The sequence below is a fragment of the Nonomuraea sp. NPDC050451 genome (assembly GCF_044458585.1).
Window position 1 is genome coordinate 44,261 of record NZ_JBITHZ010000035.1, and the last position, 11,190, is coordinate 55,450.

Consider the following 11,190-nt stretch of genomic DNA (forward strand, 5'->3'; position numbering starts at 1 on the left):
ACCAAGGAGGCCGGAATCATGCGACAGGCCATAGTCGACAAGCCGAAGCCACGTGTTGAGGGGCATGCACCCAACCTGTTTCTCTCCTTCGGCCGGACCGCACAAGCCGCGGCGGTGGAGACGATGGGACGCACAAGCATCCCGCCGCCACCACGAACGCTCGACGCGGGCCGGCCGGCTGAGGCGATGACGGTGAACAGCGCCACCGAAGTCCTGCTGGGAGTGACCGAGCTGCTCTGCCTTCCCACTTCCGTCGCGCCGGCGCGTGCTTTCGTGCGGAAGACGCTGGGAGAAGCCCACCCTGTTCTGGAGGAGATCGTGCTGCTGGTCTCAGAACTGGTCACCAACAGCGTCAGATACTCCACCCCGTGTGGCGCCGGGCAGGTGGAACTGAAGGTGAGCCAGAGCGATACCAGCGTCCACGTCCAGGTCACCGACCCAGGCTCCGCGCACGAACCGCGGATGCGCCAGGACCCGTGCGCTGAGAACGGCAGAGGACTCCTGCTCGTGGACGCCATCTCCGAGCGATGGGGCACCTACCAGAGGGGAAAGAAAAGGATCACCTGGTTCACCATCCGACCCGACCGGCCATAGCCCTCCCGGGTGGAGCCGTCCGCGCCCCGCACCACCTGCCGGCCGCGTCACCTGCTCATCTGAGAGCCGCGAATCCGCCGGGCAGGCCGGACAGGTGGCGGTCGGCCTACGCGAACGCGCCCGAGAGGAGGTGCCCGGCACCCGGGGCGACCGCAGGCAGGCCCATGGCCCCCAGCATCTGGTGCGCCGTGCAGGTCGCCGAGGAGACGACCGGGCGTCCGAGGAACTGCTCGGCCTCCTCGATCGCGGCGAGCGACGGCATCTGCACGCATGCCGACAAGACCACGGCGTCGGTGCCTGTGTAGTCCAGCCGGCGCGCGATGTGCGGCAGGAGCCGGGGGTCATGGGCCGCGACGTCGAGGTTGCCGGGGATCTCCAGCGCCTCGAAGTCGACGACCTTGATGCCTTCGTGCTGTAGATAGGCGACCACGGTGAGGGTCAGCGGCAGCATATAGGGGGCGATGAGAGCGACCTTTCGGGCCTTGAGCGTGGCAAGGCCGTGCAGGAGGGCCCCCGCGCTGGTGACGACCGGCGCCGGGGCACCGTTGTCGACGGTCCGCTTGTGCAGGCGTTCCTCCGACACCCGGTGGTATCCGGGGCCCATGCTCATGATGGCCACCAGGCATGCGTACCCCAGGACGTCGACGCGCGCGTCGGAGAGCTCCACGGCACAGCGGTCGGACTCGGCGTCCATGGATTGGAGCTGCTCGGGGGTGACATGGGTCATCCGCATCCGGCTGGAGTGGAAGGTGAAGCGCTCCGCCTCGACGGCGTGACGGGCTTGGAGGATGGCGGGGACCTCGGTCTCCATGGTGACGTTGGAGCTCGGCACGATCTGGCCGACGCGGTAGACGTGCGAGCGGGTCATCGGGCGTCCACCACCGGGTTGGTCAGGGTGCCGATCGACTCGATGGTCGCCTCGACCAGGTCGCCGGGCCGCAGAAACTGCGGAGGATTGAGGCCGGCGCCGACGCCGGCGGGGGAACCGGTGGCGATGACGTCGCCAGGTTCGAGCATCACGCCGGAGGAGATGTCGGCGATCAGGCGAGGGATCGGGAACAGCATGTGCCGGGTGTTGGACTTCTGCTTCACCTCACCGTTGACACGCAGCGACAGGTCCAGCTCGGGCGGGCACGGAACCGCGTCCCGGGTGACGACCACGGGCCCGAAGGGGGCGTAGGTGTCCTGACCTTTGGAGAAGAACCACTGGCCGGACCGGCGCTGGTCGCGTGCGCTGATGTCATTGATGATGCTGAAGCCGAACACATGCTCCCAGGCGTCCGCCTCGCTGACGCGCCGTGCGGTGCGTCCGATGACGACGGCCAGCTCGCACTCCCAGTCCAGCTGGGAGGTGAGATCGCCGTTGTGGTGGATGGGGTCCCCCGGACCGGTGATGGCCGTGCCGGGTTTGCTGAACAGCACGGGCCGCGGGGGCCGTTCCTCGCCGGTCCCCAGCGCACGGCCGGATTCGGCGATGTGCTCGACATAGTTCAGCCCCACCCCGATGATCTTCCCGGGCCTGAAAGGTGCGTGGGGCACGATCTCGTCACGGTCGCGGACGTGGGGCCGCAGTGATTCCAGCGTCCGCCTGGACAGCAGCACTTGGGTGGTGTGCAGGCCGAAGTCGCCGGCGCGGATGAGAGACAGCAGATCCTGGGGGAGGTTGACGTTCTCCTCGGCGCTCAGCGCCGTGAGGTCGACGAGGTGTCCGTCGACCTCGGCTCCCAGGCGTGGAGGGCCGTCAGGGAGGGAGAAGGTGACCAGTCGCATGGATGCTCCAAGGCAGAGACAGTGGCGTGCGAGGCGCGCCGGGAGGCCCGCTCGTGGGCCGGGTCAGGAAACGGTCTGGTGGCCGCCGTCGGCGGTGTAGGCCTCCTCCCGCCAGAACGCCAGCGAGCGCATGACGGGGAAGTCGTTGAAGGAGAACAGGCAGGCGTCCTCGGAGGTGTCGGCGTTGGCGTGCTCGTGCCAGGCCCAGGAGGGCACGCAGAAGATGTCGCCCTCGCTCCAGTCGAAGCGGCGGCCGGCGATGACGGAGTGGCCGCGGCCCTTGGCGACGGTGTAGACGACCGAACCGGTGTGGCGGTGCGCCGCGGTGTGCTGTCCCGGCCTGAACAGCTGTATGTGAGCGCTCATCGTCGGCATGACGGAGCCTCCGGTGATCGGGTTGGCGTACTCCATGATCACGCCGTCGTACGGCGAGCCCTCGCTGGACGCGGCCAGGTTCCGCAGAGCCTGGTAGGTGGGTTCCCACGGGAAGGCGAACAGCGGCGAGTAAGGTCTGCTCCACTTCTCCAGCCCGTACGGCAGGAGGTTCCCCCCGTAGGTGAGCAGCGAGGAGCCGACGACCTCCCCGGGAGCCTGGTACAGATCAGGGTGCACCTCGTAGAACGGCGCGTCCAGCGCGTTGACCAGCGGGATGTCCAGGCCGTCCTGCCATACGCAGGGGGTGTCGGCGGACTCGTTGCCATGCTCGTGCCAGGTGCCGTTCGGGGTGATGGCGAAGTCGCGCGGCCCGACCTTGAGCTTCTGCCCGTCGACGATGGTCCAGGCACCGGTGCCCTCCAGGACGAAGCGCAGGGCGGCGGCCTGGTGCCGGTGCGCGGTCATGGCCTCTCCTGGACCCATGATCTGCAGGCCGGTGTACAGCAGGCCGACCGCTGCGCTGACGTCCCGGCGGCCCGGATTGGTGAGCATCACCACCCGCCGCCCCGCGTCGTCTGCGGCGACCAGGGGGAGCGCCTTGTGGACCAGGGGGCGCAGCCTCTGGTACGACCAGTGGGCGGGCATGGACCGTGGCTGGGGGTACCACGGTTCGATGTCGTTGGCGACGGTCCACAGGGCGCCGGCGTCGAGTTCTTCCAGCTCTCGGTAGTACTCCTTGAGCTCTGGGGTGTCGGACACGCGGGCGCGGCCGATCTGTGTGTCGTCGTAGGCGCTGGTCATGCTTTCTCCTCGTGGTCGTCAGCGGGGGACGCCGGCGGCAGGCCGGGGTCGCAGGCGAAGGTCAGGGGGGTCTGCGGGCGGTTGTCGACGTGGAGCCGGAAGAGGTCGAACCGGTTGTAGTGGCCGGTGATGTCGTGCATCTGCTTGGGCTGGATGCACCGGGCGAGGTCGATCTCGCCGTACACGATGCCTTCCTCGTCGACCAGCGGGTCGCAGACGGGACGGCCGTCCGGTCCGAAGATTCCGGACAGGGCGCTGCCCGGCCGGGTCATGAGCTCGCGGATCTCGGTGTCCGAGCCCGCGATCGCGTCGACGACCTGCGCAGAGAGCGCCGAGCAGGAGACGACGGAGAAGACCTTGCCCTCGAAGCTGTGGGCGGCGGTACGCACCGCGATGGCCTCGGACATGTCGTAGTCGGCCGGTGCCACGGGCAGAGCGACGTAGGTGGCGGCGTGGATGAGCTCGCCCTGGGCCAGCAGCGCATACCGGGCCAGAGTGTTGGTGTTCTCCCCGCAGGCCAGCGCGCCCAAGGGCCCCAATGGCGTGTCGTGCACCCGCAGGGTGCTGGCGTCCCCGCCGGTCCAGGTGAGTTTCTCGGCCCAGGTGGGGACGAGTTTGCGGTGGACACCCAGGACCCGGCCGTCGGAGCCGATGACGACCAGGGCGTTGTACAGGACGCCGAGGCTGTGCCGGCCGCGCTCGTTGACCCCTATGACCAGCACGATCCCGTGCCGGCGCGCGGCTTCGCGCAGCCTGTCGACCTCGGGGCCGGGGATGTCGACCGAGCACCGGTACAGCCGCTCGTACCAGGGGGAGCCCTGGACCGGATTCATGGTCCAGTTCCAGTACGGGTACCCGGGAACGAAGACCTCGGGGAAGACCACCAACGAGGCGCCGTTGCGGGCGGCCTCGGCGATGAGCGAGACCGCCTTGCCGATCGTGGCGGCGGTGTCGAGGTAGACCGGGGCGGCCTGGACGGCGGCGGCGGTGAAGCGGGGCGGATCCCGGAGGTCCATCACCGGCCCGGGCCGGAGGAGGGGGGAGGGCATGCAGCCAATCTAGGAACGGGAGAGGTCCGCCTCTATCGTCCTAGCGCCGGGGAAAGTCGGCTGAGTGCGGGGCCGCCGTGTCAGGGAGTTCGGGTCAGCGTGGCCGACGGTGTCTCGCCGAACCGCTGCCGGTAGGCGGCGGAGAACTCGCCGAGGTGCCCGAAGCCCCAGCGGAAGGCGATCTCGGTGACCGTCGCCGACCCGCGCGGCGCGAGCAGCAGTTCCTGGTGGACCCGCTCGAGGCGCAGCCGTCTGACGAGGGACATCGGTGACACCGAACGGTGCTCCTTGAACCCCGCGTACAGGCTGCGCGGGCTGACGCCGGCATGGGCGGCGATCTCGGCCACGGTGACCGGCTCGGCCAGATGGGCGTGGATGTACTCCTCGGCGCGCCGCACGAACAGTGGAGACGCCGTGTCGGCCTCCAGCCTGGCCATGTCGCTCGCGGTGTTCGGCTGCGCCTGCATGAGGGCCGAGACCAGCAGCCATTCCAGATGCACACTGAGTTGTGGCGAACGCTGGACCTGGGTGAGGAATTCGTCGGTGCCGAGCAGCGCCTGCGCCGCCGGTGCCCAGCGCGCCCAGTCCGGGGACACGGTGTCGAAACGTAACTTGAACCGGACCTGCCGGTCGTCGTGGCCGCCCACCATCGCATCGCGCACCCGCTCCACGATGCGGCGGTCGATCCGCACGATGAGCTGGTCGTAGTCGGCGGCCATCGTGATCTGGAACGGGTCGTGCGGGCTGATCACCGTCGCCGTGCTCCGGGTCGCCGTGGTCTGCTCCACACCGTGCCGGTAGGAGGCCGCCCCGGCGAGCGGCACGCTCACGAGATAGCGGTCGCGCAGCGGATCCGAGTCGATGACGACGCGCCGGCCGTAGCGCAGGCGGGTCGCCGAGACGCCGCCGATGCTGACGTGCTGCAGCAGGCACGGCGCGTCCAGGGTGTCCATCGGGCGGAACCGGTGCGGCCTCAGCACACTGCTGACCGTGTGGACGATCTCGTCCCGGTCGCGGGACCGCAGCACCGTGTGCCGTGACAGGTCGATGCCGATGTCCAGCGGCCGGGTCGTGCCCATGGTGTTCTCCTGCCGAGTCGCTTCCCCACCTGAGGCTAAGACCTGACCTGCCGGGCGGAATAGGGGTGAACCGTAATCGCGTCGGTGGAACCCCGGGCCGAGGCCGCCCGCTCGGTGGAGCGGGCGGCCCGCTAGAGGGCGTCCCCCGGTTGCGGGGCGCCGGCGGGAAGGAGCGCGGAGCCGGGCTCGGGCCTGTGCCGGACCAGCAACCGGTAGGCCGCCGCCAGTACGGCGAGAGCGGGCACACCCACCATGCAGGCCATCCGCATGTCAGGAACGAAGATGCCGGTGGCGTACACCGACAGCAGCGCCGCGATGCCGAGCAGGGGGACGAGCCGGCCTCCATGCAGGCGCAGGGTGGACGGCGGCCGGTTCACGTCCCGCCGGAACGCCAGCAGGGTGACCAGGATGATGATCCATACCGCGATGACGCCGAATATGCCCAGCGACATCAGGATGGAGAACACCCGCGCCCCGAACAGGGCGGTCAGGCCGGCGGTCGCGAGGAAGCCGAGCGAGGAGACCAGGACGGCGGCCCGGGGGACGCCGCGCGCGGTCGTCCTTCCCAGCGCGGCCGGGGCCAGCCGGTCGCCGCCCAGGGAGTGCAGCATCCGAGCCGCGGCGTAGAGGTTGGCGTTCATGGCGGACAGTGCGGTCACCAGGATGACGAAATTGGTGATCGAGGCGGCGGCAGGGATGCCCGCCGCGGCGAACATCATCACGAACGGGCTGGTCTGAACGCCGTGGTGTGCGGCCAGTTCGCGCCACGGAGTGACGGCCAGCATCACCGCGACGGCTCCGAGGTAGAACAAGGTCAGCCGGAGGATCAGCGAGCGCAGCGCGCCGCGCAGCGAGGCGCCCGGCTCCCTGGCCTCCGGAGCCGAGATCGCGACCAGCTCCACACCGGCGAAGCTGAACAGGACGATCGCCATGACCAGCCACACGGCGAAGCTGCCCTCCGGCAGGAACCCGCCCTGAGCGACCCAGTTCCGCACGCCGGTCGCCGGGCGCTGGGGGAGGCCGAACACGATCAGGACGGCGCCGAGGCCGATGAAGGCGACGACCGCGGACGCCTTGACCGTGCTCAGCACCGACTCCGCCGTGCCGAAGGACCTCACTCCCGTCACGTTGAGGGCGGTGACCGCGACGGCGAAGGCCAGGACGGTCAGCGGCAGAGGGATCTGCGGCCACCAGAACCGCATGTAGATGGCCGCGGCCACGACTTCGCTGCCGATGCCTACGACCAGGGCGACCCAGTAGATGTAGCGCACCGCGAATCCGGCGAAGGGGCCGAGGTATCGGGTGGCGATGGCGCCGAAGGAGCCCCGCACGGGCATGGCGCTGACCATCTCGCCGAGGGCGAAGGCCACCGTCAGCGCGATGAGGGCGCCGGCGAAGTAGCTGATGAGGACGCCGGGTCCGGCGACGGAGATGGCCGACCCGGCGCCGAGGAACAGTCCCGTGCCCAGCGCGGAGCCCAACCCGAGCAGCGCCATCTGGCGGCGGCCCAGCGCCCTGTGCAGGCCGCCCTGGCCGTCGGGGTGTCGTTGGTTCATGCCAGGACCTCCGTCGCGAGTGCCCGTGTGCGGTCCAGCGCCGCCCACAGTTCGGTGTAGCTCGTCGACAGCGGTGAGAGGCCCAGGCGGATCCCGTCGGGAGCGCGGAAGTCGACGATGACGCCGTCGCCGATGAGGGTGTCGGCGAATTCCTCGGCCTTCGGATGCGACACCGTGATGTGTCCACCGCGTATCGCATCCGGCCGGGGTGAGGAGAGGGTGAATCCGAGGGGCGCGAGCCATTCGTCGTACAGGGCGATGGCCATCCGGGTGAGGGCGACGGACTTGGCGCGGACGCGTCCGATCCCCGCCTCCTCGAGCAGTTCCACGCCGGCGGCCACTCCGATCAGCCCGGTGACGGCCGGGGTGCCGGAGAGCATCCTGCCGATGCCCGGATCCGCCTGGTAGTCCCGTGCCATGGCGAACCTGTCGGCCGCGCTCATCCAGCCCGGTATCGGCTGGCGGGCCGCACCATGATGGTCCGCCCGCACGTACACGAACGCCGGCGCGCCCGGGCCCGCGTTCAGGTACTTGTAGGTGCAGCCCACCGCGAAGTCGGTGCCGGTGGCGTCGAGGTGCACCGGCACCGATCCGACGCTGTGGCACAGGTCCCACACCACCAGTGCGCCCGCGTCGTGCGCGATCGCGTTGATCTGTTCCATGTCGGCGATGAACGCCGAACGGTAGGCGACGTGGGAGAGGGCGACGACCGCGGTGCCGGGGCCGACGGCGTCGGCGACCTGCTCGGCTGTCACGCCGGAGGCCGGGTCGGAGTCGATCCACCGCACCGTGAGCCCCAGCTCGTCGGCTACGGCTTGGGCGATGTAGCGGTCGGTCGGGAAGTCGCCCGTGTCGCACACCAGCTCACCACGGCCGGGGAGCAGCGCCGCGGCCACCCGCAGGGCCTTGTACAGGCAGACGGTGGTGGAGTCCGCAAGGATCACCTGGCCCGGGCCGGCGCCGAGCGCCACCCGGCCGAGGTCGTCCCCCAGCCGCCGGGGCAGTTCCAGCCAGCCGTCGTTCCAGCCTCGGATCAGCCGCGACGACCACTGGGCGCCGACCAGGTCGTTCATCAGCTCGAGGGTCCGCTTCAGGGGACGGCCCAGGGAGTTCCCGTCCAGGTAGGCGATGACAGAGGGGTCGCGAATGGGCAGGAAGCGGTCTCGGAATGCGGCGAGTTCGTCGCCCTGGTCGAGGAGGGCCGCCTCCTCCCGTGACGCGGAGGTGGAAACCGTGGTCACCCTGATGTCCTTTCTCTGTAGACGCCCGCTCGCACGACGGCGGTGACGCGGCTCGTCATCAGCGGATCCGTCAACGGGTCCCCCGGCAGGACGGCGAGCTCCCTGGCGGAGGTGGCTATCGAAGCGAGGATCCGGACCGGGGAGAGCTCCGCGTCCGACAGCGCCTGGAGCTCCCGCACGTTCACCCCCAGCGGGAGCGGCCCGTTGCCCAGGTCGGTCCCGTACCTCACCCGGCCGCCGGCACGGGCGAAGCGCCGCAGGTTGTCCATGGCGATCTCGCGTCCGGGGGTGTCCTTCCCCCATCCGTGGATGTCCATGGTGGACGTCCACGCCGTCCGGGCCGCGCACCGGCGGATCACCTCGTCGGCGAGCCGGTGCGTCCAGGGCACGTGGGCCAGTTCGTCCACGCCGGCGTCCAGCGCCCTTTCGGCCTGGTCGTCACCCTCGGCGTGGGCCACCACGAGGAGCCCGGCGTCCCGGGCGGCGCCGACCACGGCCCGTAGTTCGGCGTCGCCGAGGACGGGTCCCGCGTCGGCGTTCATGGCCACCTTGACCAGGCATGCTCCTTGGGCGGCGAGGTCGTGAACCGTTCGTTCCGCGTCCACGGCGTCCCGGAGGGGACGGCAGGAGCCTTCCTGCGCCCAGAGGCGGTCGGTGGGGTATCCGCCGGGGGCGGTCAGGAAGGGACCGGCCGGGAGGATTCTGGGGAGCCCCGGGTCCTGCTCGGAACGCCGGGCGAGCTCGAACACGAAGCCCGCGGGCGCCCCGAGGTCGCGTACGCACGTGATCCCGCCCGCGAGCAGGGCCGGCGGGTCGATCTGGTCGGTGTGGACGTGATGATCGACCAGGCCCGGCACCAGCACCCCCGGCACACGCACGCGGCGGACGACGTCCGGTTCGGGGATGCCGGGCGACCAGTGGACGCCCGTACCGTCCACGAGCACCCGTGCCGGACGGTGGAGTTCGCGTCCGCCGCACCAGCCGGCCTCGGCCTCGACCACCAGGGGGGTCATCTGCCGATCTCGGTGCGGACGGAGAGGATCTCCGGGAAGAACGTCAGCCGCAGGGCGGCGCGCAGGAACGCCACGCCGCTGGATCCGCCCGTCCCGCGTTTGAAGCCGATGATGCGTTCGACGGCCTTCATGTGCCTGAACCGCCACAGCTGGAAGGCTTCCTCGATGTCGACGAGTTCCTCGCAGGTCTCCCAGGCCCGCCAGTGCTCATCTGGGTTCTCGTAGATCAGCTTCAGGGTGGGCAGCAGCTTCGGATTCTCGGTGTAAGGCTGGGAGAAGTCGCGGTCCAACAGCTCGCCCGGGATCTCGTATCCCCGCCGGAACAGGTACCGCAGGAACTCGTCGTACAGACTGGGCCGGTGCAGGACCTGACGCAGCTTCTCCTGCGTGGTGGGGTCCTCGGCGAACATCTCGATCATGTCGGGGTTCTTGTTCCCGAGCATGAACTCGATGGTCCGGTACTGCCCGGACTGGAAGCCCGAGGATTTGGCCAGGTGGTCGCGGAAGGCGACGAACTCGCCCGGGGTGAGGGTCTCCAGGATCGCCCACTGCTCGAAGAGCTGCCGCTGGATGTGTTTGACCCGTGCCATGCTCTTCAGCGCCGTCCGCAGGTCGTCGCGGGCGAGGCCGTCGATGGCGTGGCTCAGCTCGTGGATGATGAGCTTGAACCACAGTTCCGAGGTGTGGTGCTGGATGATGAACAGCAGCTCGTCGTGGTGTTCCGGCCGGCTGCGGGTGCGCTGGGCGCTGAGCAGCACCTCGAGGTTGAGGTATTGGGCGTAGGTGAGGTCATCCGGGCCGCCCCGGTGCATTTCGTGTTCTATGTCCCGTTTGTTGGGGGATCGGGTCATGCGGAGCTCCGTACTCTGGCGGGTCTTCTCACAGGCGGACGATCTCAGGCCGCTCTCCGTGGAGACGGATCGACGGCAGGGGCCTCGTTCGCCGGCGGGCGCCTTCCCGCCTGCGCCCGCCGACGTGACGTTGTGTGTTGACGGCGATGCTAGAAACCTCGGCGGGTGCGGGCACTCGGATGAGCGCACCACCGTGTCGGCGCACCGCAGCGCAGTGACGGGAGCTGGAAGAACACGATCCTCAGCGGAACAGGAGGATGACGCCCGTGGAGGTCACCAGGGCGAGGGCGAGGCCGGCGAGACCATAGGGGACCGGCCGGCGCCCCCAGGGGGTGCGCGCGTCGAGTGAGTAACGGCCTGCGCCGGTGAACAGATAGGCGAGCGCGACCACGCCGAGGAGCAGCTGGAATTCGAACCCGTCCTTCTGGGTGCCCATGAAGAACCCGGTCGGCGCCTTGATGTAGACGATGTTCACCGCGACACCAAGGAGCGCCGCCGCCCCCAGCGGGGTGCCGAGGCCGAGCAGCAGCAGTGCGCTGCCGCCTGTCTCGCTGAGAGCGGTCACCCAGGCGAGCAGGGTGGTGTTGCTGGTGAAGCCGTAGCCGCCGAGCACCTTGGCGAACCCGCCGATGCCGCTGCCGCCGAACAGGCCGAAGAGCTTCTGCAGACCGTGCGCTCCGACGATGCAGGCGAGGGTGATCCGCAGAACGAGCAGGCCGATGCCGATCCCGGGGGAGGGATGGCCTGCGGCCTCGACCGGCGGGCCGCTGTGGCTGCCGGTACCGGTGTTGAACAGTGCGGTGTGCAGTGATCGAAGGATGCGATGCTTCGCCGTGATGTCCTCATGTGTTGTCATGTTCA

11 protein-coding genes are annotated in these 11,190 nt (G+C 69.7%); 1 reads left to right on the plus strand and 10 read right to left on the minus strand.

All coding sequences use genetic code 11. The annotated features are described in order from the left end of the window. Positions 1-18: 18 nt before the first annotated feature. Positions 19-594, plus strand: coding sequence for an ATP-binding protein (locus ACIBI9_RS53620; RefSeq protein WP_397235175.1), 576 nt, complete (start codon positions 19-21; stop codon positions 592-594). Positions 595-700: 106 nt separating this feature from the next. Here the strand turns inward: ACIBI9_RS53620 and ACIBI9_RS53625 are convergent, their stop codons facing one another. From ACIBI9_RS53625 to ACIBI9_RS53670, 10 genes are all read right to left on the minus strand, one after another. Continuing rightward, a complete protein-coding gene (locus ACIBI9_RS53625; RefSeq protein ID WP_397235176.1) occupies positions 701-1,462 on the minus strand; it encodes an Asp/Glu racemase in 762 nt (253 codons plus the stop codon). After that, entirely contained in the window at positions 1,459-2,364 is a 906-nt protein-coding gene (locus ACIBI9_RS53630) for a fumarylacetoacetate hydrolase family protein (RefSeq protein ID WP_397235177.1), read from the minus strand. Before ACIBI9_RS53630 ends, ACIBI9_RS53625 begins: the two co-directional genes overlap by 4 nt. A 63-nt stretch (positions 2,365-2,427) precedes the next feature. Further along, complete coding sequence (locus tag ACIBI9_RS53635; protein WP_397235178.1) at positions 2,428-3,540, minus strand: cupin domain-containing protein; 1,113 nt, start codon at positions 3,538-3,540, stop codon at positions 2,428-2,430. Continuing rightward, positions 3,537-4,589 (minus strand): carbon-nitrogen hydrolase family protein, encoded by a 1,053-nt coding sequence (locus ACIBI9_RS53640; protein WP_397235179.1) that lies wholly within the window; start codon positions 4,587-4,589, stop codon positions 3,537-3,539. Before ACIBI9_RS53640 ends, ACIBI9_RS53635 begins: the two co-directional genes overlap by 4 nt. 80 nt (positions 4,590-4,669) lie before the next feature. Next, positions 4,670-5,668 carry an AraC family transcriptional regulator gene (locus ACIBI9_RS53645; protein ID WP_397235180.1) on the minus strand — a complete coding sequence of 333 codons (999 nt, stop codon included), beginning with the start codon at positions 5,666-5,668 and terminating at the stop codon, positions 4,670-4,672. Between the two features lie 131 nt (positions 5,669-5,799). Then, positions 5,800-7,224 carry an amino acid permease gene (locus tag ACIBI9_RS53650; protein ID WP_397235181.1) on the minus strand — a complete coding sequence of 475 codons (1,425 nt, stop codon included), beginning with the start codon at positions 7,222-7,224 and terminating at the stop codon, positions 5,800-5,802. Continuing rightward, positions 7,221-8,465: a kynureninase gene (locus tag ACIBI9_RS53655; protein WP_397235182.1), complete on the minus strand. Its 1,245-nt coding sequence runs from the start codon at positions 8,463-8,465 to the stop codon at positions 7,221-7,223. Before ACIBI9_RS53655 ends, ACIBI9_RS53650 begins: the two co-directional genes overlap by 4 nt. Beyond that, the gene (locus ACIBI9_RS53660; protein WP_397235183.1) at positions 8,462-9,478 is read right to left on the minus strand and encodes an amidohydrolase family protein; all 1,017 of its coding nucleotides are present in this window, start codon (positions 9,476-9,478) and stop codon (positions 8,462-8,464) included. The genes ACIBI9_RS53655 and ACIBI9_RS53660 overlap by 4 nt, the downstream gene beginning before the upstream one ends. Further along, positions 9,475-10,329 (minus strand): tryptophan 2,3-dioxygenase, encoded by an 855-nt coding sequence (locus tag ACIBI9_RS53665; RefSeq protein WP_397235184.1) that lies wholly within the window; start codon positions 10,327-10,329, stop codon positions 9,475-9,477. Before ACIBI9_RS53665 ends, ACIBI9_RS53660 begins: the two co-directional genes overlap by 4 nt. A 241-nt stretch (positions 10,330-10,570) precedes the next feature. After that, complete coding sequence (locus tag ACIBI9_RS53670; protein ID WP_397235185.1) at positions 10,571-11,185, minus strand: DoxX family protein; 615 nt, start codon at positions 11,183-11,185, stop codon at positions 10,571-10,573. Positions 11,186-11,190: the final 5 nt, after the last annotated feature.

Bases quoted from the DNA above. Each gene is read 5' to 3' on its own strand.
- ACIBI9_RS53625 (WP_397235176.1), bottom strand. From the start codon at position 1,462: ATGACCCGCTCGCACGTCTACCGCGTCGGCCAGATCGTGCCGAGCTCC.
- ACIBI9_RS53630 (WP_397235177.1), bottom strand. From the start codon at position 2,364: ATGCGACTGGTCACCTTCTCCCTCCCTGACGGCCCTCCACGCCTGGGA.
- ACIBI9_RS53640 (WP_397235179.1), bottom strand. From the start codon at position 4,589: ATGCCCTCCCCCCTCCTCCGGCCCGGGCCGGTGATGGACCTCCGGGAT.
- ACIBI9_RS53620 (WP_397235175.1), top strand. From the start codon at position 19: ATGCGACAGGCCATAGTCGACAAGCCGAAGCCACGTGTTGAGGGGCAT.
- ACIBI9_RS53635 (WP_397235178.1), bottom strand. From the start codon at position 3,540: ATGACCAGCGCCTACGACGACACACAGATCGGCCGCGCCCGCGTGTCC.
- ACIBI9_RS53660 (WP_397235183.1), bottom strand. From the start codon at position 9,478: ATGACCCCCCTGGTGGTCGAGGCCGAGGCCGGCTGGTGCGGCGGACGC.
- ACIBI9_RS53645 (WP_397235180.1), bottom strand. From the start codon at position 5,668: ATGGGCACGACCCGGCCGCTGGACATCGGCATCGACCTGTCACGGCAC.
- ACIBI9_RS53670 (WP_397235185.1), bottom strand. From the start codon at position 11,185: ATGACAACACATGAGGACATCACGGCGAAGCATCGCATCCTTCGATCA.
- ACIBI9_RS53665 (WP_397235184.1), bottom strand. From the start codon at position 10,329: ATGACCCGATCCCCCAACAAACGGGACATAGAACACGAAATGCACCGG.
- ACIBI9_RS53650 (WP_397235181.1), bottom strand. From the start codon at position 7,224: ATGAACCAACGACACCCCGACGGCCAGGGCGGCCTGCACAGGGCGCTG.